14 protein-coding genes, 3 rRNA genes and 2 pseudogenes are annotated in these 25,473 nt (G+C 68.8%); 8 read left to right on the forward strand and 11 right to left on the reverse strand.

All coding sequences use genetic code 11. The features are described 5' to 3' along the window. Positions 1 to 27: 27 nt before the first annotated feature. From AB5J54_RS15770 to mtrA, 3 genes are all read right to left on the reverse strand, one after another. The gene (locus AB5J54_RS15770; protein WP_369144546.1) at positions 28 to 1,791 is read right to left on the reverse strand and encodes an LpqB family beta-propeller domain-containing protein; all 1,764 of its coding nucleotides are present in this window, start codon (positions 1,789 to 1,791) and stop codon (positions 28 to 30) included. 91 nt (positions 1,792 to 1,882) lie between these two features. Next, positions 1,883 to 3,871 (reverse strand): MtrAB system histidine kinase MtrB, encoded by a 1,989-nt coding sequence (gene mtrB / locus AB5J54_RS15775; RefSeq protein WP_369144547.1) that lies wholly within the window; start codon positions 3,869 to 3,871, stop codon positions 1,883 to 1,885. A 1-nt stretch (position 3,872) separates the two neighbouring features. After that, positions 3,873 to 4,550 carry a two-component system response regulator MtrA gene (mtrA, locus tag AB5J54_RS15780; RefSeq protein WP_010356958.1) on the reverse strand — a complete coding sequence of 226 codons (678 nt, stop codon included), beginning with the start codon at positions 4,548 to 4,550 and terminating at the stop codon, positions 3,873 to 3,875. Positions 4,551 to 4,908: 358 nt separating this feature from the next. On the opposite strand from mtrA, the pseudogene AB5J54_RS15785 reads away from it, so the two are divergent. From AB5J54_RS15785 to AB5J54_RS15815, 7 genes and pseudogenes are all read left to right on the forward strand, one after another. Beyond that, positions 4,909 to 6,165 (forward strand): annotated as a pseudogene (locus AB5J54_RS15785) (glycoside hydrolase family 15 protein); the annotation flags it as partial. A 63-nt stretch (positions 6,166 to 6,228) separates the two neighbouring features. Continuing rightward, positions 6,229 to 7,057 (forward strand): annotated as a pseudogene (locus tag AB5J54_RS15790) (MFS transporter). A gap of 267 nt (positions 7,058 to 7,324) precedes the next feature. Beyond that, positions 7,325 to 8,539 carry a hypothetical protein gene (locus tag AB5J54_RS15795; protein WP_369144548.1) on the forward strand — a complete coding sequence of 405 codons (1,215 nt, stop codon included), beginning with the start codon at positions 7,325 to 7,327 and terminating at the stop codon, positions 8,537 to 8,539. Between the two features lie 4 nt (positions 8,540 to 8,543). Continuing rightward, positions 8,544 to 9,236, forward strand: coding sequence for a DUF4129 domain-containing protein (locus tag AB5J54_RS15800; RefSeq protein WP_369144549.1), 693 nt, complete (start codon positions 8,544 to 8,546; stop codon positions 9,234 to 9,236). Beyond that, positions 9,233 to 10,441: a DUF4350 domain-containing protein gene (locus AB5J54_RS15805; RefSeq protein ID WP_369144550.1), complete on the forward strand. Its 1,209-nt coding sequence runs from the start codon at positions 9,233 to 9,235 to the stop codon at positions 10,439 to 10,441. Before AB5J54_RS15800 ends, AB5J54_RS15805 begins: the two co-directional genes overlap by 4 nt. Beyond that, on the forward strand, positions 10,438 to 11,421 hold the full coding sequence (locus AB5J54_RS15810) for an AAA family ATPase (protein ID WP_369144551.1): 984 nt from the start codon (positions 10,438 to 10,440) through the stop codon (positions 11,419 to 11,421). The genes AB5J54_RS15805 and AB5J54_RS15810 overlap by 4 nt, the downstream gene beginning before the upstream one ends. 12 nt (positions 11,422 to 11,433) lie before the next feature. Then, positions 11,434 to 12,744 (forward strand): DUF58 domain-containing protein, encoded by a 1,311-nt coding sequence (locus AB5J54_RS15815; RefSeq protein ID WP_369144552.1) that lies wholly within the window; start codon positions 11,434 to 11,436, stop codon positions 12,742 to 12,744. 91 nt (positions 12,745 to 12,835) lie between these two features. On the opposite strand, the gene rrf is transcribed toward AB5J54_RS15815, so the two are convergent. The 4 genes from rrf to AB5J54_RS15835 all read right to left on the reverse strand — a co-directional run bounded on the left by rrf (position 12,836) and on the right by AB5J54_RS15835 (position 19,532). Continuing rightward, positions 12,836 to 12,952 (reverse strand): 5S ribosomal RNA (rrf, locus tag AB5J54_RS15820). A 72-nt stretch (positions 12,953 to 13,024) separates the two neighbouring features. Then, positions 13,025 to 16,143, reverse strand: a 23S ribosomal RNA gene (locus AB5J54_RS15825). Between the two features lie 286 nt (positions 16,144 to 16,429). Continuing rightward, positions 16,430 to 17,955, reverse strand: a 16S ribosomal RNA gene (locus AB5J54_RS15830). The 16S, 23S and 5S rRNA genes sit together here, the layout of an rRNA operon. A 569-nt stretch (positions 17,956 to 18,524) precedes the next feature. Then, complete coding sequence (locus AB5J54_RS15835) at positions 18,525 to 19,532, reverse strand: stage II sporulation protein M (protein ID WP_369144553.1); 1,008 nt, start codon at positions 19,530 to 19,532, stop codon at positions 18,525 to 18,527. 119 nt (positions 19,533 to 19,651) lie between these two features. Between AB5J54_RS15835 and AB5J54_RS15840 the strand changes: the two genes are divergently transcribed. Next, positions 19,652 to 20,596, forward strand: a complete 945-nt coding sequence (locus tag AB5J54_RS15840; protein ID WP_369144554.1) for an RDD family protein — start codon at positions 19,652 to 19,654, stop codon at positions 20,594 to 20,596. A 10-nt stretch (positions 20,597 to 20,606) separates the two neighbouring features. Here the strand turns inward: AB5J54_RS15840 and AB5J54_RS15845 are convergent, their stop codons facing one another. From AB5J54_RS15845 to manA, 4 genes are all read right to left on the reverse strand, one after another. Beyond that, positions 20,607 to 21,221 carry a hypothetical protein gene (locus AB5J54_RS15845; RefSeq protein WP_369144555.1) on the reverse strand — a complete coding sequence of 205 codons (615 nt, stop codon included), beginning with the start codon at positions 21,219 to 21,221 and terminating at the stop codon, positions 20,607 to 20,609. Positions 21,222 to 21,383: 162 nt separating this feature from the next. Beyond that, the gene (gene ahcY / locus AB5J54_RS15850; RefSeq protein WP_369144556.1) at positions 21,384 to 22,838 is read right to left on the reverse strand and encodes an adenosylhomocysteinase; all 1,455 of its coding nucleotides are present in this window, start codon (positions 22,836 to 22,838) and stop codon (positions 21,384 to 21,386) included. Positions 22,839 to 23,240: 402 nt separating this feature from the next. Next, positions 23,241 to 24,218 carry a cation diffusion facilitator family transporter gene (locus tag AB5J54_RS15855; RefSeq protein ID WP_369144557.1) on the reverse strand — a complete coding sequence of 326 codons (978 nt, stop codon included), beginning with the start codon at positions 24,216 to 24,218 and terminating at the stop codon, positions 23,241 to 23,243. 66 nt (positions 24,219 to 24,284) lie between these two features. Beyond that, a complete protein-coding gene (manA, locus tag AB5J54_RS15860; RefSeq protein WP_369144558.1) occupies positions 24,285 to 25,436 on the reverse strand; it encodes a mannose-6-phosphate isomerase, class I in 1,152 nt (383 codons plus the stop codon). Positions 25,437 to 25,473: the final 37 nt, after the last annotated feature.

Consider the following 25,473-nt stretch of genomic DNA (forward strand, 5'->3'; position numbering starts at 1 on the left):
GCCCCGGCAGGGGCCCCGGGCCGGGTCCTAGCCGGGGTAGACGGGCGACAGGCCCTTCTTGGCGACCGGCTGCCAGTTGGTCCCGGGGGCCAGCCGGACGATGCCGTCGTCGCCGGAGTCGGCCACCACGGGCGCCTTGTCCGTGTGCGGCGCCGCCACCGACGTCACCCCGTTCAGACCGGGGAGCACCGAGGTCGTCGAGGTCGAGCCGTCGGTCTGGAGGTAGCGGACCTGCTGGACGCCGCCCGCCTCCTTGCCGACGACGACGAGCCGACTGGGCCCCGCCCAGGAGACGGCCGTGACCGACTCCATCCGGGGTGCGGCGGGCTGGAGGTCGAGGACGGAGACCACCGGTTCCTCACCGGTCGTCTGCCGCTGGATCCGGCCGATCTGCAGGGTCGTCCGCTCGCCCTGCGTGATGACCAGGGCGATCCGTACGCCGTCCGCGGAGACCCGCAGGGACTCGATGCGGGTGTCGTCCCCCAGCCAGGGCGTGCGGACCCTCACGGGGTGACCGGTGCCGTCGGGCACCATCCACAGCCGGGGCGCGGCCGGGTCCCGGTCGGCGACCCACAGGTCGCCCCTGACGTCCCAGCTGGGCGCGGACAGCCGGTCGGCCGGGCGGGCGGCCCGGCTGGTCAGGACGGGCGGCAGCGGGTCCTGCTCGGTGGTGATGGAGGAGACGAGGAGCTGGCGGCCGGCCTCGCCGACCCCGGCGGCCCGGGTCTCGCCGCGGTCGACGGCGACGGAGCCGAGCGGCACGGTGCCCTTGCCGAACGGCCCGGGCACGTCGATCGGCGCGTCCGCCTCCTTGCCGCCGACCAGGAGCTTCATCAGCTTGCCGTGCTCGTCGACGAAGTAGGGGTGCTCCTCGCGGTCGGTGTTGCGCACCGCCGCGAACTCTTCCGCCTGCCCCTTGCCGAGACGGCACAGCGACTGCCCGGTCGATCCGAGGAGCTCCACCTGCTCGACCCGTACGGAGGTCAGGTCGCCCAGCGTGAACAGCAGCTGCGCCGCCATCCGCCGGCACGCCTCGGCGCCGGCCCCGTCCGCCTTGCGGTTGAGCGGCACCCTCAGCGTGGACTGGTCGTCCGTGGTCAGGGTGGTGACGCCGCTCTTCAGCTCCGTACCGGAGGGGAACCGCGAGTCGACGGCCGGCTTCAGCCAGTTCGTCGGGCCTTCCAGGAGCGCCTTGACCGTCTGCGTCACCGGATCCATCCGGGTGACGGGGTCCTGCCGCTGCCGGATGTAGACGGGGTCGGCGACGACCCAGTCCGCCCCGGAGGCGAAGTAGTACTTGTTGACCGACCGGTAGTTGCGAAGGAAGTCGGCCTCGCCGAGGACCAGGCCGGGCGGGAGGCTGTCGATGCGCCATTCCTTGCCCTTGCCGTTCGCCGAGGGCTGCTGCACGACATGGATCGACTGGAGGTATTCGGCGGGGCTGACCGGCTGGTACGCGTGCCGGGCGTCCACGGTCGCGATCTTGCGTCCGGACAGCGGGTAGGCGCGGCCCTGGTTGTCGGGGTCGGCGTTGCGGTCGGTCGGCTCACGGTCGGGCGCGGTGGTGAGCACGGTGATGCTCTGCTCCGGCCTCCAGCTCTGCGCGGCCTTCTTCGTGAGGTACTTGCGGGCGGTGGCGAAGCCGGGGTCGTCACTGGTCATGGCTTCCAGGAAGCCGTCGACGATCTCGTCCGGGTCCGCGTTCTCCCGGGGCGCGACGGCGTAGACCCGCACCTGCGAGTCGCCCGTGTTGGACCCCTTGACCGGCTGGACGTCCCCGCTGTCGGGCATCGTCGCGCACCCGGTCACCAGGAGGCCTCCGCACGCGGCGAGGACCACCGCGCGTGTACTGCGTCCCCGCCCCGCGTGCTCCGCTCGGGAGTCAGCGCCCACGTGTTCCGTCCTCCCGCTCCAGTGGTCCGTTCCCGCCGGCCGTCGTCGTGCCCGCCGCGCCGCCGTCGCCGTCCGTCACCGCTCGTGCCACGACCCGTGCGCCGCTGCCGGGCAGCGCCGTCGGATCGACGGTCGCCCGCGGCGGCGCGGGCAGCCTCGGCGGTACGGCGAGCGCCGGACGGTCGCCCGCGGGCTGCGTCGGCACCGAGGCGAGCCGGCCGCTCTCCTGGGCGCGTCCGGCGGCCGCCTGCTCGCGGTTGCGCCGGGAGTCCTCGGGCTCCAGCGGGATCGGGGAGCCGCGCAGCGGCTCGTCGGCGGTGCGCGGCAGGGTGAGCCGGAACTGCGAACCGCCGCCGGGCTCGCCCCAGGCCTGGAGCCAGCCGCCGTGCAGCCGCGCGTCCTCGACGGCGATCGACAGGCCGAGGCCGGTGCCGCCGGTCGTACGCGCGCGTGCCGGGTCGGCGCGCCAGAAGCGGTTGAAGACCCGGGTGGCCTCGCCCGGCTTCAGACCCACGCCGTAGTCCCGTACGGCCACCGCGACGGCCCCTCCGGCGGCGGCGAGCTTCACGACCACGTCGCGGCCCTCGCCGTGCTCGACGGCGTTGACGACGAGGTTGCGCAGCACCCGCTCGACCCGGCGGGCGTCCGCCTCGGCCACCACGGGCTGCTGGTCGCCGAGGACGACGATCCGGGTGCCCTTGCGCTCGGCGAGCGGCTCGGCACCGCCGATGACGCGGCGGACGACCTGTCGCAGGTCTATCGGCTCGGCTTCCAGGGCGGCCGCGCCCGCGTCGAAGCGGCTGATCTCCAGGAGGTCGGAGAGCAGCGACTCGAAGCGGTCTAGCTGGTCGCCGAGGAGTTCGGCGGAGCGTGCGGTGATCGGGTCGAAGTCGACGCGGGCCTCGTGGATGACGTCGGCGGCCATCCGGACGGTGGTCAGCGGGGTGCGCAGCTCGTGCGAGACGTCGGAGACGAAGCGCCGCTGCATCCGCGAGAGCTCCTCCAGCTGCTGGATCTTCAGCTGGAGGTTGGAGGCCATCTTGTTGAAGGCCTCGCCGAGGCGCGCGATGTCGTCCTCGCCGGTGACCTTCATGCGTTCCTGGAGCCGGCCGGCCGAGAGCCGCTCGGCGATCCCCGCGGCCATCCGTACGGGCGTGACCACCTGGCGCACCATGAGCCAGGCGATGGCGCCGAGGAGGACGACGACGAACAGTCCTGCGGTCGCCAGGGTGCCCTTGACCAGGGTGAGGGAGTCCTCCTCCTGGGTCAGCGGGAAGAGGTAGTACAGCTCGTACTGGTCGCCGTCGGCGTCGTTGAGCCGCTTGCCGATCACCAGGCCGGCCTCGGAGGCCTTGCCGCTGGTGTAGTGGATGCGCGTGAACTTCTGGTAGGTCCCGGTGCCCTGGGCGACGGAGTGCCGCAGTTCCGCCGGGATGCTCGTGGTCGGGTCGACCTCGCCGGAGGCGCGGGCGCCGCGGCTCGCGGTGTCACCGGTGTCGAGGGAGAGCGCGACCACGTTGAAGGCGCTCTGGCCACCGCTGGCGAGCTGCTCGACCAGCGTGGAGCGCCAGTTCACGGAGGCGCCGGCCCGTCCGCCGTCCTGCTGCCCGGGCGCCGAGGGGGTGGTCGCCGCCCGGTCCTGGGCGGCGGAGAACCCTCCGGCGGCCTGGCTCTGGGCGGCCCTCTCCTTGGCATCGAGCAGCCCGTTGCGGACCTGCCCGATGACGACGATGCCGAGCAGCAGCACGACTCCGAGGGACATCAGCAGGGTGCCCGCGACGATCCTCAGCTGGATGTTCCGCCGCCACAGCCGCACGGCGGGCAGCAACGGCCGGCGGACCCAGCGCGCGAAGAGCCGGAGGACCGCCCTGCTGCGCAGCAGACGGCCGAATCGCGAGCCCCCCCGCCCCGGTCCGGCAGTCCGCCCCGTACGGACTCCCGGGTCCCCGGGCCTCGGAGCAGTACTGCCTGTGCTCATGTCAGCTCGGCCCCGCCTTGTAACCGACACCGCGGACGGTCACCACGATCTCCGGGCGCTCGGGGTCCTTCTCGACCTTCGAGCGCAGCCGCTGGACGTGCACGTTCACCAGCCGGGTGTCGGCCGCGTGCCGGTAGCCCCAGACCTGCTCCAGAAGCACCTCACGCGTGAAGACCTGCCACGGCTTGCGCGCGAGGGCGACAAGCAGGTCGAACTCCAGCGGGGTCAGCGCGATGGACTGGCCGTCCCGCTTCACGGAGTGCCCGGCCACGTCGATGACGAGGTCGCCGATGGTGAGCTGCTCGGGGGCGGGCTCCTCGGACCTCCGCAGCCGCGCCCGGATGCGGGCGACGAGCTCCTTCGGCTTGAACGGCTTCACGATGTAGTCGTCGGCGCCGGACTCCAGGCCCACGACCACGTCGACGGTGTCGCTCTTGGCCGTGAGCATGACGATCGGCACCCCGGACTCGGCCCGGATGAGCCGGCACACCTCGATGCCGTCCCTGCCGGGCAGCATCAGGTCGAGCAGCACCAGGTCGGGCTTGGCCTCTCTGAAAGCGGCAAGCGCCTTGTCACCGTCCGCAACGAACGACGGCTCGAACCCTTCACCCCGCAGCACGATGCCGAGCATCTCGGCCAGTGCGGTGTCGTCGTCGACGACAAGAACGCGTCCCTTCATATCGACATCATCCCATTTCCGTATCAGTCCTAAGGCGGCTGGTGAGATACCTCACTGACCTGCGGCGACGTCCTTGATCAACCGTCGGTGACTGCCCGTGTTCATGGGTGTTGATGTCAGTCATGGATGTCACCCCCGTGTCCCCCGTGGTCGCGCAGAACCGTACCCGAATCGGCCCCGGAGGCCCACGGCCAGGACTGGGCCTTCTGGGCTCCGGACGGACCGAACGGGCCGGAACCGACGCCGGGCTTCCCGTCCGAGGTGCGGCCGGGCGGAGGCAGTGGTGAGCATGGAGGGGTGACTGTCCGCCCACCGCAGACAGTCGGTCTCGTCGTGCTCGACGACCCCGGGCCCGCACTCGCCGAGCCTGTTCGCCTCGCTGCTCGACAGTGATCGGGGCGGCCACTGCCGTCTGGCCGTGGACTTCGGTCAGGACTGCACGGTGCGCCAGCTGTCGGAGAAGTCATCGACTTCATGGAGCCCATCGACTCCGAGCTCCCCGCCGACAGGCACCGCCTCATCCGCGTGGCCCGGGTCGTCCGCGGCAGTCTGCCCTTCGAGCTGCTGTGCAGACCCCGCTTCGACTACGGACGCGCCTCGCACACGCTCAGCCACCTCGAAGACGGCAGTGTCGGCTTCCAGGGCCCCGACACCGACCTGCACCTCCAGGCTTCCGGTCCGCTACGGCTGCACGCCGACGGCGCCGACGTCACGAGCCGCTTCAACCTGAATGCCGGCGAGAGCGCGGCGGTGATCCTCACCAGCGACACGGGCACAGCGGGCGCTCGCAGTGGCCGCCCCGGAGGGGTGATGCCGACCACCGAGGAGATCACGGCACTGCTCGACGCATGCCGTGACTTATGGCTCGGCTGGTTGAAGTCCTGCCGCTACAAGGGCCGCTGGCACGAGATGGTCATCCGTTCCGCCATCACCCTCAAGCTGCTCACCTACGCGCCGACCGGCGCCCCGATCGCGGCGGCCACGATGGGTCTTCCCGAGGAGATCGGCGGCGAGCGAAACTGGGACCACCGCTACACCTGGGTACCGGCGCTCCGCCCCGGTCCGGGCCGGAAACGCCGCGGCCGACCAGATCCAACAGGACATCTACGGCGAGGCCGCGTACGCCCTTGCCCAGTCCAGCGACATCGGCGGCCTTCGCGGCTGGCGCGTGTTCGCGGGGCTCGTCGACTGGCTGTGCGACCACTGGGGCCGCCCGGACGAGGGCACACCGACGTCCTGGACGCCTCGCTGCTGCTGATGCCCCGCGTCGGCTTCGTGTCCCCCACGGACCCGGACTGGCTCAGCACACTGGACGCGATGGGCGAGGAGCTGGTCAGCGACAGCCTCGTCTACCGATACGACCCGTCCGCCTCCCCGACGGACTGCGGGGCTCCGAAGGCGCCTTCAGCCTGTGCAGCTTCCTGTACGTCGAGGCGCTCGCCCGATCCGGTCGGGTCCATCAGGCCCGCTACGCCTTCGACAAGATGCTCACCTACGCCAACCACGTCGGTCTGAGCTCGGAAACTTCCCGCAGGCGTTCACGCATCTCGCCCTCGTCACCGCCGCCCTCGCCCTCGACGAGGAACTCGACCGCGCCGACCGGCAGGACGCCTGAACCGCCGGCCGCGAAGAGAGGCCAGGTCCCATGCCCGAGGATGTCGCCCGCGCCGGGTCGCGGATGCTCGCTCCCCTCGCGCTGGCGCAGTTCATCTGCAGCTTCGCCGACTCGAACCTGAACGTGATGATCAACGACATCAGTCACGACCTGGACACCACCGTCCAGGGCGTTCAGGTCGCGATCACCGTGTTCCTCCTCGTCATGGCCGCCCTCATGATTCCGGGCGGGAAGGCGACCGACCGCTTCGGCCGCAAGCGCTGCTTCCTCGTGGGGCTGGCCGTCTACGGCGTCGGCGCCGTCCTCAGCGCCGTGGCCCCCGGACTCGGCGTACTGATCCTCGGCAACTCGATCCTCGAAGGCATCGGTACGGCCCTCCTCATCCCACCGGTGTACATCCTCACCACACTGCTCTTCACCGACCTCACCTCGCGAGCCCGCGCCTTCGGAGTGATCATGGCCGCCGGAGGCATCGGAGCCTCTTCCGCGAGCGCACCTCCAACCTCGGCCTGATCACCCAGAACGCCCCATGGCTCCTGCTCATGGGCACGTCCTTCACCGTGGCCACCTACCTCCAGGTCGTCCGCGGCTACGACGCCATCGAAACCGGCGTCATCTTCACCGCCGCCACCCTCGGCCTGCTCGTCTCCTCGCTCGGGGCGGAACGCCTCGCCAAACGCCTCGCACAGCGAACATTGATCATGATCGGCTCGGCTCCACCTTCGGCACCGCCATCGCCGGCACGATCCTGGTCGCCAACCTCACCAAGAACGCCTACGCCGCCGCCATGGCCACCCTCGCTCTGGCAGCTCTCGTCGGCCTCATCACGGCGTCACGCCTCCCCCGTACCTCACCCGCGCAGCCCTCGCCCCACACCGCCCGTCAGCCCTGAGCCGGACTCGACCTCTCGCCCGCTCCTTTGATGCCAGTGACGGATGTCACAGCCCTCTCGTCGGCGGAACCATCCGCACACTGTGCCGCCCACCGCTTGCACCATGAAGGTCCGGACAAAGGTACGAAGGAGATCAAGGCTCCGGCCCACGGGCGGGCCCCGCGTGGCACGATGGCACCCGGCCCGCCGCCGTGTCAGGTGTCGGCCGCCGTGACCGAGCCGGTTCGCCGATCCGGCACCGCGACCAATCCTCCGAGGTGGACGACCGTGAACGACACTCCGGGCTGGACCTCGCCCGGATCCGCCCCCTCCGACGGCCAGGACGACTCCGGGGTCCAGGGACCCCCCGCCACGGCCGACGCGAACGGCTCCGCCACCCAGTGGTCCAAGGACCAGCCGCCCGCCGGCCAGTGGACCTCGCCGACCGACCGGACCCCACAGCCCGCCCCCGGCCAGAACTGGGGAACCCCGCCCCCGCACGTCAACTGGGGCAGGCCTCCGGCCGCGAAGCCCGGAGTCATCCCGCTGCGCCCGCTGGGCATGGGCGAGATCCTCGACGGCGCGGTGAAGACCCTCCGCACCTACTGGCGCACGGTCCTCTCCATCACGGTGACGGTCGCGGTGATCTCCCAGATCGCCGACATCCTGGCCCAGCGCTACCTCGTGCCGGCCGCCCCGGAGCTCAACCCGGACGCCACGCCCGCCGAACAGCTGGAGCAGTCCCTGGACTCCGCCCAGGCCTCCCTGATCGGCCTGGGCCCCGCCCTTCTCGTGACGATGATGGCGTCGCTCGTGAGCGCCGCCCTGCTGACCGTCGTCATCAGCCGCGCGGTCCTCGGCCGCCCGGTCTCGCTGGGCTCGGCCTGGCAGGAGGCCCGCCCGCGGCTGCTCCAGCTGCTCGGCCTGACCCTGCTGCTCGCGGCGATGACCGTGGCCATCGTGAGCGTCGGCCTGTTCCCCGGCCTCCTGATCGGCGGTGCCGCCGGCGTGGCACTGACCTTCCTCGGAGGTCTCGGCGCCATCGTGGCGGTCATCTGGCTGATGATCCGCTTCAGCCTCTCCTCCCCCGCCCTGATGCTGGAGCGCCGCGGCGTCGTCCAGGCGCTGAAGCGCTCGGCGAAGCTGGTGCAGGGCACCTGGTGGCGGATCTTCGGCATCACGCTGCTGACCCAGCTGCTGATCTTCCTCTTCGCCATGATCATCGCGATCCCGTTCACCATCGTCGGCATCGCGGTGGACGGCGAAGGCTTCGAGGGCCTGCTCTCCGGCACCGCCACCACCTTCGGCTGGCCGTTCCTGATCGTCACGGGCATCGGCGGCGTGATCACCAGCGCGATCACCTACCCGATCTCGGCCGGTGTCACGGTCCTCCTCTACGTGGACCAGCGCATCCGCCGCGAAGCCCTGGACCTCGAACTGGCCCGGGCCGCAGGCCTCCCCGGCTACGACCCCACGCCGGGCACCGACACCGTCGGGGGCTGATGCGGTGACGGTCACGGGGGGAACGGCCGCGGCACTGGCACGGCTGCGCGCCGAAGGCGACGTACCGGTGGACATCTCCCGCACACCCGCCCGCGAGGCGGCGGAGCGGGAGCTGTCCGACCCGAAGTACCACCAGAACGACCCGAACCTCCTCCAGCGCGGCCTCGACCGCTTCTGGGAGTGGCTCGACGACCTCTTCGGCACCGCTTCGGGGGCCACCCCGGGCGGCGTCCTCGGCCTCGTCGTCATCGTCCTGCTCGTGGCCGCCCTCGCAGCCGCCTTCTGGTGGCGCCTCGGCACCCCGCGCCGGTCCCCCGGCACCACCGGCGACTCGCTCTTCGCCGACGGCCCCCGCACCGCCCGCGACCACCGCACGGCCGCCGCCCGGCACGCCTCCGCCGGCCGCTGGAACGAGGCCGTCCAGGAACGGATGCGCGCCATCGTCCGCTCCCTCGAAGAGCGCACCCTCCTCGACCCCCGCCCCGGCCGCACCGCCGACGAGGCCGCCGCCGAAGCCGGCCGCTCCCTCCCCTCCCACGCGGACGACCTGCGCCTCGCGGCCCGCACCTTCGACGACGTCACATACGGCGGCCGCACCGCCGACGAGCCCGCGTACCGCCGCGTCGAGGAACTGGACACCGCCCTGGAGCGGACCCGCCCCACCCTCGACACCGCCTCCACGGGGACCCCCGCATGAGCCGCCCGGCCGCCGGCACCTCGACCGCCCCAACCGCCCGCCAGGTGTGGACCCGCGTCCGCGGCGCGGTCCTCGTCCTCGCCCTGGTCCTGATCGGCGGCCTCGCCCTCGCGACGGTCCGCTCCACCGACGCCCACGCCTCCCTCGACCCGCGCTCCGCCGACCCGCACGGCAGCCTGGCCGTCGCCGAGCTCCTCAGGGCCCGCGGCGTCACCGTCACCGTCGCCACCACCCTCGACGAAGCCATCGCCTCGACGGCCACCGGAACGACCCTCCTGGTCACCACCCCCGACCTGCTGACGGACAGCCAGCAGTCCACGCTCCACACGGCCATGGAGAACTCCACCGGCCGCACGGTCCTCATCGGCGCCGGCCGCGCCTCCCTCGCCACCCTCGCCCCGGGAGTCACCAGCGCCCCGAGCACCCCGGTACGGGAACGCACCCCCGACTGCACCCTGCCGGCCGCCACCCGCGCCGGCAGCGTCGACCTCGGCGGCGAACGCTACGAGCCCTCCCCCGGCACCACCGCCTCCGCCTGCTACCACGCGGACGGCCTGCCGACCCTGCTGCACCTCCCCGCCGACGACACCGGCAGGGGTCCCGACACGGTCCTCCTCGGCTCGCCCGACATCCTCTACAACTCCCGCCTCGACCAACGGGGCAACGCCTCGCTGGCCCTGCAACTCCTCGGCTCCCAGCCCCATCTCGTCTGGTACCTCCCCTCCCTCTCCGACGCCTCGGCCACCGCCGACACACCGGCCGGCGACACCACGGGCAACTTCCTCTCCCTGATCCCCTCAGGCTGGCTGTGGGGCACCCTCCAACTCGCCCTCGCGGCCCTGCTGGCCGCCCTCTGGCGCGGCCGCCGCCTCGGCCCCCTGGTCACCGAGCGCCTCCCCGTGGCCCTGCGCGCCTCGGAGGCCACCGAGGGCCGCGCCCGCCTCTACCGCAAGGCGAACGCCCGCGACCGCGCCGCCTCCGTCCTGCGCACCGCGACCCGCTCCCGGCTCGCCCCGCTGCTCGGCGTCGCCGTCCAGGACGCCCACGCCCCCGACCGTCTCCTCCCCGCACTCTCCGCCCGTCTCCCCGAGACCACCGCGGACCCCAAGGACCTCCTCTTCGGCCCGGCTCCCGCCGACGACGCCACCCTCATCCGCCTGGCGGACCAACTCGACGCCCTCGAAAGAGAGGTACGCACCTCATGAGCGCCCCGACCCCCGAGATCGCCACGGACTCGGACAGCGCCCGCGCTTCCCTGGAGGCCCTGCGCACCGAGATCGCGAAGGCCGTGGTCGGCCAGGACCCCGCCGTCACCGGTCTCGTCGTCGCCCTGCTCTGCCGGGGACACGTCCTCCTCGAAGGCGTCCCCGGAGTCGCCAAGACCCTCCTGGTCCGCTCACTGGCCGCCGCACTCGAACTCGACACCAAGCGCGTCCAGTTCACCCCCGACCTGATGCCGAGCGACGTCACCGGCTCCCTGGTCTACGACGCCCGCACCGCCGAGTTCTCCTTCCAGCCCGGCCCGGTCTTCACCAACCTGCTGCTCGCCGACGAGATCAACCGCACGCCCCCGAAGACCCAGTCCTCCCTCCTGGAGGCGATGGAGGAGCGTCAGGTCACGGTCGACGGCACCCCGCGCCTCCTCCCGGAGCCGTTCCTGGTCGCCGCGACCCAGAACCCCGTCGAGTACGAGGGCACCTACCCCCTCCCCGAGGCCCAACTGGACCGCTTCCTCCTGAAGCTGACGGTCCCTCTGCCCTCACGCGCGGACGAGATCCACGTCCTCACCCGGCACGCCGAGGGCTTCGACCCCCGCGACCTGAAGGCCGCCGGAGTCCGCCCGGTCGCGGGCCCCGCCGAGCTCGAAGCGGCCCGCGCCGCCGTCGCCAAGGTCTCGGTCTCCGCCGAGATCGCCGGCTATGTCGTCGATATCTGCCGTGCCACGCGTGAATCCCCCTCACTCACACTCGGGGTCTCTCCCCGAGGCGCCACCGCCCTGCTCTCCACCGCCCGCGCCTGGGCCTGGCTCACCGGCCGGGACTACGTCACCCCGGACGATGTGAAGGCCCTCGCTCTCCCCACCCTGCGTCATCGCATCCACCTGCGGCCCGAGGCCGAGATGGAGGGGGTCACCCCCGACTCCGTCATCAACTCGATCCTCGCCCACGTCCCCGTCCCCCGCTGAGAACGGCGCCTCATGGCCCTCACCGGACGAACCGCGCTGCTCGCCGCCCTCGGATCGCTCCCCGTCGGCATCCTCGCCCCCAGCTGGACGGGGATGCTTGCGGTGAACGCGCCTCTCTCCCTCGCAATTCTGTGCGACTACGCCTTGGCGGCGCCAGTACGAAGGCTCCAATTCACCCGAAGTGGTGATACATCCGTTCGACTCGGTGACGGAGCCGAAGTCCAGCTCACCGTCAGCAACCCCTCCCGCCGGCGCCTCCGCGCCCAGCTCCGCGACGCCTGGCCGCCCAGCAGCTGGGTCCCCGGCACCGAGCAGGCCTCCTCGCGCCGCCGGCTGACCGTCCCCGCCGGCGAGCGCCGCCGCCTCACCACGAGCCTGCGCCCGACCCGCCGCGGGGACCGCCACGCGGTACGGATCACGGTCCGCTCCTTCGGCCCTCTCGGGCTCGCGGCCCGCCAGGGCCACCACGAGGTCCCCTGGACCGTCCGGGTCCTGCCGCCCTTCACCAGCCGCAAGCACCTGCCGTCCCGCCTGGCCCGGCTCCGCGAGCTCGACGGCCGCACCAGCGTGCTCACCCGCGGCGAGGGCACGGAGTTCGACAGCCTCCGCGAGTACGTCCCCGGGGACGACACCCGCTCCATCGACTGGCGGGCCACGGCCCGCCAGACCGCCGTCGCGGTCCGCACCTGGCGCCCCGAGCGCGACCGGCACATCCTGATCGTCCTCGACACCGGTCGCACCTCGGCGGGCCGCGTCGGCGACGTGCCGCGTCTGGACGCCTCGATGGACGCGGCTCTCCTCCTCACCGCTCTCGCCTCCCGCGCCGGTGACCGCGTGGACCTGCTGGCCTACGACCGGCGGCTCCGCGCCCAGGTCCAGGGCCGTTCCGCCGGCGACGTGCTCCCGGCCGTGGTCAACGCTCTCGCCCCGCTGGAGCCCGAACTGGTGGAGACGGACGCGCGCGGCCTGGCCGCGACGGCTCTGGCACGCGCTCCACGCCGCTCGCTGATCGTCCTCCTGACGAGCCTCGACGCGGCCCCGATCGAGGAGGGCCTCCTCCCGGTCCTCCCGCAGCTCGCCCAGCGCCACACGGTCCTGGTGGCCTCCGTGGCCGACCCGCACGTCACGCGCATGGCCGAGGCCCGAGGCACCATCGAGGCCGTCTACGAGGCAGCAGCGGCCACACAGACCCAGTCCCAGCGCGCCCGTACCGCGGACCAGCTCCAGCGCCACGGCGTCACGGTCGTCGACGCCACCCCCGACACCCTCGCCCCCGCCCTGGCAGACGCCTACCTGGCCCTGAAAGCAGCCGGCCGCCTCTGAGCCCGACAACAAGCGCCCCTCCGGAAGGGGTCCGTACCGTAAACGCAGAAAAGCCCCGCACCATGAGGTGCGGGGCTTTCCCACAATGATTGTTCGGCGGCGTCCTACTCTCCCACAGGGTCCCCCCTGCAGTACCATCGGCGCTGAAAGGCTTAGCTTCCGGGTTCGGAATGTAACCGGGCGTTTCCCTAACGCTATGACCACCGAAACTCTATGAAGTTGAACTCAACCGGCAAGGGAGTTCATTGCTTCAGAACTAACACAGTGGACGCGAGCAACTGAGGACAAGCCCTCGGCCTATTAGTACCGGTCAGCTCCACCCATTACTGGGCTTCCACATCCGGCCTATCAACCCAGTCGTCTACTGGGAGCCTTACCCTCTCAAGGAGGTGGGAATACTCATCTCGAAGCAGGCTTCCCGCTTAGATGCTTTCAGCGGTTATCCCTCCCGAACGTAGCCAACCAGCCATGCCCTTGGCAGGACAACTGGCACACCAGAGGTTCGTCCGTCCCGGTCCTCTCGTACTAGGGACAGCCCTTCTCAATATTCCTACGCGCACAGCGGATAGGGACCGAACTGTCTCACGACGTTCTAAACCCAGCTCGCGTACCGCTTTAATGGGCGAACAGCCCAACCCTTGGGACCGACTCCAGCCCCAGGATGCGACGAGCCGACATCGAGGTGCCAAACCATCCCGTCGATATGGACTCTTGGGGAAGATCAGCCTGTTATCCCCGGGGTACCTTTTATCCGTTGAGCGACGGCGCTTCCACAAGCCACCGCCGGATCACTAGTCCCGACTTTCGTCCCTGCTCGACCCGTCGGTCTCACAGTCAAGCTCCCTTGTGCACTTACACTCAACACCTGATTGCCAACCAGGCTGAGGGAACCTTTGGGCGCCTCCGTTACCCTTTGGGAGGCAACCGCCCCAGTTAAACTACCCATCAGACACTGTCCCTGATCCGGATCACGGACCGAGGTTAGACATCCAGCACGACCAGAGTGGTATTTCAACGGCGACTCCACCATGACTGGCGTCACGGCTTCAAAGTCTCCCACCTATCCTACACAAGCCGAACCGAACACCAATATCAAACTGTAGTAAAGGTCCCGGGGTCTTTCCGTCCTGCTGCGCGAAACGAGCATCTTTACTCGTAGTGCAATTTCACCGGGCCTATGGTTGAGACAGTCGAGAAGTCGTTACGCCATTCGTGCAGGTCGGAACTTACCCGACAAGGAATTTCGCTACCTTAGGATGGTTATAGTTACCACCGCCGTTTACTGGCGCTTAAGTTCTCAGCTTCGCCCTGTCGAAACAGAGCTAACCGGTCCCCTTAACGTTCCAGCACCGGGCAGGCGTCAGTCCGTATACATCGCCTTACGGCTTCGCACGGACCTGTGTTTTTAGTAAACAGTCGCTTCTCGCTGGTCTCTGCGGCCACCCCCAGCTCACGGAGTAAATCCGATCACCAGGCGTGGCCCCCCTTCTCCCGAAGTTACGGGGGCATTTTGCCGAGTTCCTTAACCATAGTTCACCCGAACGCCTCGGTATTCTCTACCTGACCACCTGAGTCGGTTTAGGGTACGGGCCGCCATGAAACTCGCTAGAGGCTTTTCTCGACAGCATAGGATCATCCACTTCACCACAATCGGCTCGGCATCAGGTCTCAGGCTTCATGTGTGACGGATTTGCCTATCACACGCCCTACACCCTTACCCCGGGACAACCACCGCCCGGGCTGGACTACCTTCCTGCGTCACCCCATCGCTTACCTACTACCACCTTGGGTCGACGGCTCCACCACTTTCCTTTCCCCGAAGGGTCCGGAACGGCTTCACGGCCTTAGCATTAATGGGCTCGATATTGGGCGTTTCAAAGCGGGTACCGGAATATCAACCGGTTGTCCATCGACTACGCCTGTCGGCCTCGCCTTAGGTCCCGACTTACCCTGGGCAGATCAGCTTGACCCAGGAACCCTTAGTCAATCGGCGCACACGTTTCTCACGTGTGTATCGCTACTCATGCCTGCATTCTCACTCGTGAACCGTCCACAACTCGCTTCCGCGGCTGCTTCACCCGGCACACGACGCTCCCCTACCCATCACAGCGGGCGTTGGCCCTCATGCTGCAATGACACGACTTCGGCGGTACGCTTGAGCCCCGCTACATTGTCGGCGCGGAATCACTTGACCAGTGAGCTATTACGCACTCTTTCAAGGGTGGCTGCTTCTAAGCCAACCTCCTGGTTGTCTCTGCGACTCCACATCCTTTCCCACTTAGCGTACGCTTAGGGGCCTTAGTCGATGCTCTGGGCTGTTTCCCTCTCGACCATGGAGCTTATCCCCCACAGTCTCACTGCCGCGCTCTCACTTACCGGCATTCGGAGTTTGGCTAAGGTCAGTAACCCGGTAGGGCCCATCGCCTATCCAGTGCTCTACCTCCGGCAAGAAACACACGACGCTGCACCTAAATGCATTTCGGGGAGAACCAGCTATCACGGAGTTTGATTGGCCTTTCACCCCTAACCACAGGTCATCCCCCAGGTTTTCAACCCTGGTGGGTTCGGTCCTCCACGAAGTCTTACCTCCGCTTCAACCTGCCCATGGCTAGATCACTCCGCTTCGGGTCTTGAGCGTGCTACTGAATCGCCCTATTCGGACTCGCTTTCGCTACGGCTTCCCCACACGGGTTAACCTCGCAACACACCGCAAACTCGCAGGCTCATTCTTCAAAAGGCACGCAGTCACGAGATACAGCAAGCTGTATCCGACGCTCCCACGGCTTGTAGGCACACGGTTTCAGGTACTATTTCACTCCGCTCCCGCGGTACTTTTCACCATTCCCTCACGGTACTATCCGCTATCGGTCACCAGGGAATATTTAGGCTTAGCGGGTGGTCCCGCCAGATTCACACGGGATTTCTCGGGCCCCGTGCTACTTGGGTGTCTCTCAAACGAGCCGTACAGATTTCAGCTACGGGGGTCTTACCCTCTACGCCGGACCTTTCGCATGTCCTTCGCCTATCCATACGGTTTCTGACTCGTCTCACAGCCGGCAGACTGTGAAAGAGAGATCCCACAACCCCGCATGCGCAACCCCTGCCGGGTATCACACGCATACGGTTTGGCCTCATCCGGTTTCGCTCGCCACTACTCCCGGAATCACGGTTGTTTTCTCTTCCTGAGGGTACTGAGATGTTTCACTTCCCCTCGTTCCCTCCACATGCCCTATGTGTTCAGGCATGGGTGACAGCCCATGACGACTGCCGGGTTTCCCCATTCGGAAACCCCCGGATCAAAGCCTGGTTGACGGCTCCCCGGGGACTATCGTGGCCTCCCACGTCCTTCATCGGTTCCTGGTGCCAAGGCATCCACCGTGCGCCCTTAAAAACTTGGCCACAGATGCTCGCGTCCACTGTGTAGTTCTCAAACAACGACCAGCCACCCATCACCCTGATCCAAAGAACCAGGTTCACTGGGGCCGGCATCCTCGAAGGCATGACCATGACGGCCGTACCCTCAGACACCCAACAACGTGCCAAGCACACTCTTCAGAACTCTCGTCACGTTCCACGCCGAAGCAGTACTTGTGAAGGAGACATCCGAGTGTGCCAACTAATCAACGTTCCACCCATGAGCTGACCGTGCAGAACGTTTGCCTGCAATCGGTACTGTGCTCCTTAGAAAGGAGGTGATCCAGCCGCACCTTCCGGTACGGCTACCTTGTTACGACTTCGTCCCAATCGCCAGTCCCACCTTCGACAGCTCCCTCCCACAAGGGGTTGGGCCACCGGCTTCGGGTGTTACCGACTTTCGTGACGTGACGGGCGGTGTGTACAAGGCCCGGGAACGTATTCACCGCAGCAATGCTGATCTGCGATTACTAGCAACTCCGACTTCATGGGGTCGAGTTGCAGACCCCAATCCGAACTGAGACCGGCTTTTTGAGATTCGCTCCGCCTCACGGCATCGCAGCTCTTTGTACCGGCCATTGTAGCACGTGTGCAGCCCAAGACATAAGGGGCATGATGACTTGACGTCGTCCCCACCTTCCTCCGAGTTGACCCCGGCGGTCTCCTGTGAGTCCCCATCACCCCGAAGGGCATGCTGGCAACACAGGACAAGGGTTGCGCTCGTTGCGGGACTTAACCCAACATCTCACGACACGAGCTGACGACAGCCATGCACCACCTGTATACCGACCACAAGGGGGGCACTATCTCTAATGCTTTCCGGTATATGTCAAGCCTTGGTAAGGTTCTTCGCGTTGCGTCGAATTAAGCCACATGCTCCGCTGCTTGTGCGGGCCCCCGTCAATTCCTTTGAGTTTTAGCCTTGCGGCCGTACTCCCCAGGCGGGGAACTTAATGCGTTAGCTGCGGCACCGACGACGTGGAATGTCGCCAACACCTAGTTCCCAACGTTTACGGCGTGGACTACCAGGGTATCTAATCCTGTTCGCTCCCCACGCTTTCGCTCCTCAGCGTCAGTAATGGCCCAGAGATCCGCCTTCGCCACCGGTGTTCCTCCTGATATCTGCGCATTTCACCGCTACACCAGGAATTCCGATCTCCCCTACCACACTCTAGCCTGCCCGTATCGGATGCAGACCCGGGGTTAAGCCCCGGGCTTTCACACCCGACGTGACAAGCCGCCTACGAGCTCTTTACGCCCAATAATTCCGGACAACGCTTGCGCCCTACGTATTACCGCGGCTGCTGGCACGTAGTTAGCCGGCGCTTCTTCTGCAGGTACCGTCACTTTCGCTTCTTCCCTGCTGAAAGAGGTTTACAACCCGAAGGCCGTCATCCCTCACGCGGCGTCGCTGCATCAGGCTTTCGCCCATTGTGCAATATTCCCCACTGCTGCCTCCCGTAGGAGTCTGGGCCGTGTCTCAGTCCCAGTGTGGCCGGTCGCCCTCTCAGGCCGGCTACCCGTCGTCGCCTTGGTAGGCCATTACCCCACCAACAAGCTGATAGGCCGCGGGCTCATCCTTCACCGCCGGAGCTTTCCACCGCAGGAGATGCCTCCCGCAGTCGTATCCGGTATTAGACCCCGTTTCCAGGGCTTGTCCCAGAGTGAAGGGCAGATTGCCCACGTGTTACTCACCCGTTCGCCACTAATCCACCCCGAAGGGCTTCATCGTTCGACTTGCATGTGTTAAGCACGCCGCCAGCGTTCGTCCTGAGCCAGGATCAAACTCTCCGTGAATGTTTACCCGTAATCGGGTCAGACACTCGCGTTGAGCGGGACAGTCATGCCGGAATATGGCCGACCGTCCACAGCGTCCTCGCTGTAGTGTGCCACCCCGAGGGGTGGACTTTTTCAAAGGAACCTCGACCATCCGAAGATGGACGGGGTATCAACTAATCTGGCGTTGATTTTTGGCACGCTGTTGAGTTCTCAAGGTGCGGACGCTTCCTTCGTTCCTGTTTCCAGGCCCTCCGGGCGCTTCCTTCGTTTCCGACTCTATCAGATCTTTCCGATCCGATTTCCTCGGTGCTTTCCGGTCCCTTTTGCTTTCGCTCCGGGCCCTTCCGGCGGTTTCGACTTTATCAGATTCATTTCGGCCGACCTAATCGGTGGCTTTCGTGATTCGAATAAGAATCGGGGTGACTCCGTGGAATCAAATCCCTGCCGGAGTGAGTGAGACTCTACCCGGTCACTGCCGAACTGTCCAGTTCTAGGCAACCGTTTGAATCTACCTCCCCACGAGCCCCGTGTCAACGGGTTTCGCGAGCACCGGAGGAGACTAGCAGCTCAGGAGGGGTCGACGCACATCAGGCGGCGGTGGGGAGCGCGGCGCTGCGGTCGGGCTCCTCCAGGTCGCCGATGTCGCCGGCCCGGGCGGCGCGGCCGCCGAGGACGTACACGTACGCGAGGAAGGCCAGCTCGGCGGCGATGCCGATGGCGATGCGGGCCCAGGTGGGGAGGCCCGAGGGGGTGACGAAGCCTTCGAGCAGGCCCGAGACGAAGAGGACCAGGGCCAGGCCGATGGCCATGCCGACGGCCGACCGGCCCTGTTCCGCCAGGGCGGCGCGGCGGGTTCTGGGGCCCGGGTCGATGACGGTCCAGCCGAGCCGGAGGCCCGTACCGGCGGCCACGAAGACAGCGGTCAGTTCGAGCAGGCCGTGCGGCAGGATCAGGCCGAGGAAGACGTCGAGGCGGCCGGCGGAGGACATGAGGCCGAGGCCGACGCCCAGGTTCAGCATGTTCAGGAAGAGGATCCAGAGGACCGGGATGCCCAGGAAGGCGCCCAGGACCAGACACATGGCAGCGGCCTGGGCGTTGTTCGTCCAGACCTGCGCCGCGAAGGACGCCGCCGGGTGGCTGGAGTAGTACGTCTCGTACTGGCCGCCGGGGCGGGTCATCTCGCGGAGGTCGGTGGAGGCGCCGATCGAGGCCTGGACCTCCGGATGCGTGCCGATCCACCAGCCGATGAGGACCGCGAGCAGGGTGGAGAGGACGGCCGTGGGGATCCACCAGTGGCGTGAGCGGTAGACCGCGGCGGGGAAGCCGGCCGTGAGGAAGCGGATCGCGTCGCGCCAGGAGGAGCGGCGGGTGCCGGTGACGGTGGCGCGGGCGCGGGCCACGAGCTGGGTGAGCCGGGCCGTGAGCATGGGGTCCGGGGCGCTGGACTGGACGATCGAGAGGTGGGTGGCCGTGCGCTGGTACAGCGCGACGAGCTCGTCGGCCTCGGCGCCGGTGAGCCTGTTGCCCTGGCGCAGAAGGTGGTCGAGGCGTTCCCACTCGGCGCGGTGGGCGGTCACGTAGACGTCGAGGTCCATGATCGGCTGCTGCTCCAGGCACTGGCTGCGGACGGGTCCGTACTACTGCGGCGCGCTGCGGGTCAGCTTGGCAGACTGGCGTTCGGAGGGGTCGGGAAGGTCGGAGAAGGGTGGGTGCCGTGAGTGGGTTGGTGACGGGAGACGCCGTCGTACTGGGGTTGCAGCCGGCGCGGCTGCCGAGTCGGGCGCTCGCGGTGCTCATCGATCTGGTCGTGGTGTGGGCCGCGTATCTGCTGATCTCGCTCGGGCTCGCGGTCGCGACGGCCTCGCTGGACGAGGCCGCGGTCATGGCGGTGTCGATCGCGTCCTTCCTGCTGGTGCTCGTGGGGGCGCCGATCGCTGTGGAGACGCTGTCGCACGGGCGGTCGCTGGGGAAGATGGCCTGTGGGCTGCGGGTGGTGCGGGACGACGGGGGGCCGATCCGGTTCCGCCACGCGCTGGTGCGGGGCGCGATGGGGGTCGTGGAGATCCTGATGACCTTCGGGGTCGTCGCCTGTGTCGCTTCGCTGGTGTCCGAGCGGGGGCGGCGGCTCGGTGACGTCTTCGCGGGGACGCTCGTGGTGCGGGAGCGGATACCCGCGGCGCGCGTTCTGGCGGTGCCTCCGCCGCCGCCGTGGCTGGTGGGGCGGTTCGCCGGGCTGGATCTCTCGGCGGTGCCGGAGGCGCTGTGGCTGGAGATACGTCAGTACCTGACGCGGTCGCGTGAGCTGGACCCGGTGGTGGGGCGGCGTCTTGCGGAGCGGCTGGCCGACGAGGTCGTGACGCGGACCGGTACGCCTCCGCCGGCGGGGGTGCCTGCGGATGCCTATCTGGCGGGCGTGGTGGCCGAGCGGCAGGCGCGGGACGCGCGAAAGGTCTTCGCCCTGGGAATGGGGGCCGGTAGGCCTGGGGTGCCCGCGGTGTCCGGGGTGCCCGCGGTGCCCTCGGTGTCCGGAGTGGCGGGCGCTGTTCCGTCCTCGGTTGTCGCTCCCCCTGCGTCGGCTCCCCCGGTGTCCTCTCCCCCGGTTGTCGATCCCGTCGGGGAGTCCAGCGCTCGTCCTACCGGGTTCGCTCCGCCGGCCTGAGGCGCCCCCGTCAGGGGAAGACCGACGGCGGGGTCTCCAGGGCTTCGAGTTCGATGCCGGGGGCCGAGAGGACCACGTCGCCGGCGATGTGGACCGTATGGCGTTCGCCCGTGTCCAGGGCGTTGACCTGGTATTCGTCCACCATCAGCAGACCGTTGTCAGTGGCGTGCGCTTCACTTCTCAGCAGGGCCCAGGACTGGTCGACCGTGAGGGGGGCGAGCACCGGGTCCGTGAAGGCGACGAGCCTGACACGGGTCTCGGGGGAATCGGGGGTGAGACGCAGGAGTCGCGTGAGGGCGACGAGGAACGCCGGGGACGTGCCGGTGAAGGCGTGGGCGCGCACATTGCCTTCGGTGGCGTGGGTTCCGGTGGGGTCCGTACGGACCCAGGTGACGCCGTCGAGGGCCGCGCCGCGGACCTGCCAGCTCGCGGCGTGCAGTTCGAGGCGGATGGGGCGGCCGAGTTCGTCGACGGCCAGGTCGACGGAGCCCCGGTGGTCGCCCGCGGGGGTGGTGATCTGCGAGACGTAGCGCCAGCCGGAGGGGCCGGGCGCGCAGTGGAAGTGTTCTTCACCGAGGGGGGTGTGATCGTGCGGGTCATGGAGCGAATAGCGGCCGCGGGGCATGGGTCCTCGGGGTCCTCGGAGTCCTCGGATGGCTACCGGGTGCGGTAGCGGGGGCGGGACGGGGCAGGCCCCCCGGCACGGGGGTGCGGGGGGCCTGCCTGAGTCCTCTACGGGTGTCCGGGACGGCCCCGCGTCAGCGCGCGGGCGCCGCCGGCCGGGGCATCAGTAGCGGTAGTGGTCCGGCTTGAAGGGGCCCTCGACCTCGACGCCGATGTAGGCGGCCTGCTCCGGGCGGAGGGTCGTCAGCTTGACGCCGAGCGAGTCCAGGTGGAGGCGGGCGACCTTCTCGTCCAGGTGCTTCGGCAGCACGTAGACGTCGGTCGGGTACTCCTGCGGCTTGGTGAAGAGCTCGATCTGGGCCAGGGTCTGGTCCGCGAAGGAGTTCGACATCACGAAGGAGGGGTGGCCGGTCGCGTTGCCGAGGTTCAGCAGGCGGCCCTCGGAGAGGACGATGAGGACCTTGCCGTCCGGGTAGGTCCAGGTGTGGACCTGCGGCTTGACCTCGTCCTTGACGATGCCCGGGGTCTTGGCGAGGCCGGCCATGTCGATCTCGTTGTCGAAGTGACCGATGTTTCCGACGATGGCCTGGTGCTTCATCTTGGCCATGTCGGCGGCCATGATGATGTCCTTGTTGCCGGTGGTGGTGATGAAGATGTCGGCGGTCTCGACGACCTCGTCGAGGGTCGTGACCTGGTAGCCGTCCATCGCCGCCTGGAGGGCGCAGATCGGGTCGATCTCGGTGACGATGACGCGGGCGCCCTGGCCGCGGAGGGACTCGGCGCAGCCCTTGCCGACGTCGCCGTAGCCGCAGACGACGGCGGTCTTGCCGCCGATGAGGACGTCGGTGGCGCGGTTGATGCCGTCGATGAGGGAGTGGCGGCAGCCGTACTTGTTGTCGAACTTCGACTTCGTCACGGCGTCGTTCACGTTGATCGCCGGGAAGAGGAGGGAGCCGGCCTGGTGCATCTCGTACAGGCGGTGGACACCGGTGGTGGTCTCCTCGGTGACGCCGCGGATCTCGGACGCCAGCTGGGTCCACTTCTGCGGGTTCTCGCCGAGGGTGCGGTTGAGGAGACGGAGGATGTGGCCGTACTCCTCGCTGTCCGCGGTGGACGGGTCCGGGGCGGAGCCGGCCTTCTCGAACTCGACGCCCTTGTGGACGAGGAGGGTGGCGTCACCGCCGTCGTCGAGGATCATGTTCGGGCCGCCGGTGGGCGAGTTCGGCCAGGTGAGGGCCTGCTCGGTGCACCACCAGTACTCCTCCAGGGTCTCGCCCTTCCAGGCGAAGACCGGGACGCCCTGGGGGTTCTCCGGGGTGCCGTTCGGGCCGACGGCGATGGCCGCGGCGGCGTGGTCCTGGGTGGAGAAGATGTTGCAGGAGGCCCAGCGGACCTCGGCGCCGAGGGCGACCAGGGTCTCGATGAGGACGGCGGTCTGCACGGTCATGTGCAGCGAGCCGGTGACGCGGGCGCCGGCGAGCGGCTGGGTCTCGGCGTACTCGCGGCGGATCGACATCAGGCCGGGCATCTCGTGCTCGGCGAGGGTGATCTCCTTGCGGCCGAAGACGGCCAGGGAGAGGTCGGCGACCTTGAAGTCCTGGTGGGCGGCAGTCGTCATGACTGGGCTGCTCCTCGTGTGTGCGAGTGCGAGGGTCGGTTGAGGCGCCTGGCACCGTGGCAGGGCGCCGCTGGGCACACGTATGCCCGGGCGCTTGCTCGGTGCCGTCGTCGGAGGCCCTCTCTCCCTCGGCCGGTCCGCGGACCGCCCGACCGCCATCAGCAGCGACGTCTGGCTGGTCACGAATCTACACCGATCGGTGCGGTGGGCCACAGTCCGCATCGAGCCCGCCTCGACTTCGCACGGGGCTGCGGCGGCCCTGCCTCGTACGGCCGTGCGCCCGTCACCCGCGGCCCGGACGAACGTACGGACATGCGGACGTGCGGACGTGCGAGACCCCCGGGCCGTGTGGTCCCGGGGGTCTCGTAGGTGGGGCAGGCGCGCCCTGGCGTCGGTGGCGCGTCAGTGGCCGGGGGCGGAGCCGGGGCCGCCCGGGGTCTTGGCCGGGTTCTTGCCCGCCGAGGCGGCCGACTCGCTGTAGATGTCGGGCTCCAGGTAGATGACCCGGGCGATCGGGACGGCGGCGCGGATGCGCTCCTCGGCGGCGTTGATGGCGTTCGCGACCTCGGTGGCCGTGTCGTCGTGCTGAACGGCGACCTTGGCGGCGACGAGGAGTTCCTCGGGGCCGAGGTGGAGGGTGCGCATGTGGATGAGGCGGGTGACGGTCTCGCCGTCGACGACGGCCGCCTCGATCTTCTTCACCTCGTCGGCGCCGGCGGCCTCGCCGAGGAGCAGCGACTTGGTCTCGGCGGCGAGGACGATCGCGATGAGGACGAGGAGGACACCGATGCAGACGGTGCCGATGCCGTCCCAGACGCCGTTGTCGGTCGCCAGGGCGAGGCCGACGCCGCCGAGGGCGAGGACGAGGCCGACGAGGGCGCCGAGGTCCTCCAGGAGGACGACGGGGAGCTCGGGGGCCTTGGCGCGGCGGACGAACTCCTTCCAGGAGAGGCCGCCGCGGATCTCGTTGGACTCCTTGATGGCCGTCCGGAAGGAGAAGCTCTCGGCGATGATCGCGAACACCAGGACGCCGACCGGCCAGTACCAGGCCTCGATGGGGTGCGGGTGCTTGATCTTCTCGTAGCCCTCGTAGATGGCGAACATGCCGCCGACGGAGAAGAGCACGATGGAGACGAGGAAGGCGTAGATGTACCGCTCGCGGCCGTAGCCGAAGGGGTGCTGCGGCGTGGCCTCGCGCTGGGCCTTCTTGCCGCCGAGGAGCAGCAGGCCCTGGTTGCCGGAGTCGGCGAGCGAGTGGACGGCCTCGGCGAGCATCGACGACGAACCGCTGAAGAGGAACGCCACGAACTTGGCTACGGCGATCGCGAGGTTGGCGGCGAGTGCCGCCACGATCGCCTTGGTTCCGCCTGACGCGCTCATGGGTGTACGTGGTCCCTTCGTCGGTGCTCCGGCTCGATCGCCGCGGTTCGGCCGGTCATTGTCGCATCAGGCCACGACGGTCGCGCGGAAGACCGTACCCACCCCCGACAGTTCGGTGGGCTCGCCCGCCGGTACGAAGACGGACTCGCCGGGGCCGAGGGCGACCCCGCCCGCCCGCGGGCTGCCCGCGACGGCGAGCAGGATCTGCGGGGTGGCGGCGGTGACGTCGGTGGGCGCGGCGCCTTCCGGGCGGACGAACCGGGAGAGGCGGAACTCGTCGATCGGGGTCTCGTAGACCTCCTCGCCGGAGGGGGAGGCCTCGGGGCGGAGGACGGCCGGCTCGTTCGGTTCGAAGCGGACGACGCGGAGGAGTTCGGGGACGTCGACATGCTTGGGCGTGAGGCCGCAGCGCAGCACGTTGTCGGAGTTGGCCATGATCTCGACGCCGAGGCCTTCGATGTAGGCGTGCGGGACGCCCGCGCCGAGGTAGAGGGCCTCGCCGGGCTGGAGCCGGACGCGGTTGAGGAGCATGCCGGCGATCACGCCGGGGTCGCCGGGGAAGTGGTGGGCGAGGGTCGCGAACGGGGCGTGGTCCCCGCCGAGCCGGTCGGCGGCGGCGGCGGCCTCGGCGACGGTGTGCGCCATCTCCTCGCGGTCGGCGGTGAGCAGGGCCGTCAGGACCTCGCGGAGCGCGGCCTCTTCGGGGTGGGCGTGGAGGAGGTCCACGTACGGCTTGAGGGAGTCGACGCCCAGCGCGGCGATCAGGTCGGCGGCCTCGACGGGGGCGCGGAAGCCGCACAGGCCGTCGAAGGGGGTGAGGGCGCAGATCAGCTCGGGCTTGTGGTTGGGGTCCTTGTACGTGCGGTGGGGGGCGTCGATCGGGATGCCGGCGGCCTCCTCCGCGGCGTACCCGGCCTTGGCCTGCTCCAGGTCGGGGTGGACCTGGAGGGAGAGCGGGGCGCCCGCGGCGAGCAGCTTGAGGAGGAACGGGAGCCGCGGCCCGAACTTCTCGACGGCCCGCTCCCCCAGTTCGCGTACGGGGTCGGATGCGATGAGCTCGTTCAGCGCGCCGCGGTCGGTGCGGGAGGGGGCACCGGGGTGGGCGCCCATCCACATCTCGGCCTGGGGCTCGCCGGTGGGGGCGGTTCCGAGCAGTTCCGGGATGGCCGTCGTGGATCCCCAGGCGTAGGGGCGGACGGTGTTGACGAGGCGTTCCATGGTGCCTGCCAGCTCCTCGGGGTGATGACGGATCGTG

Origin of the sequence: Streptomyces sp. R44 (assembly GCF_041053105.1) — a bacterium.
Lineage (GTDB): Bacteria > Actinomycetota > Actinomycetes > Streptomycetales > Streptomycetaceae > Streptomyces.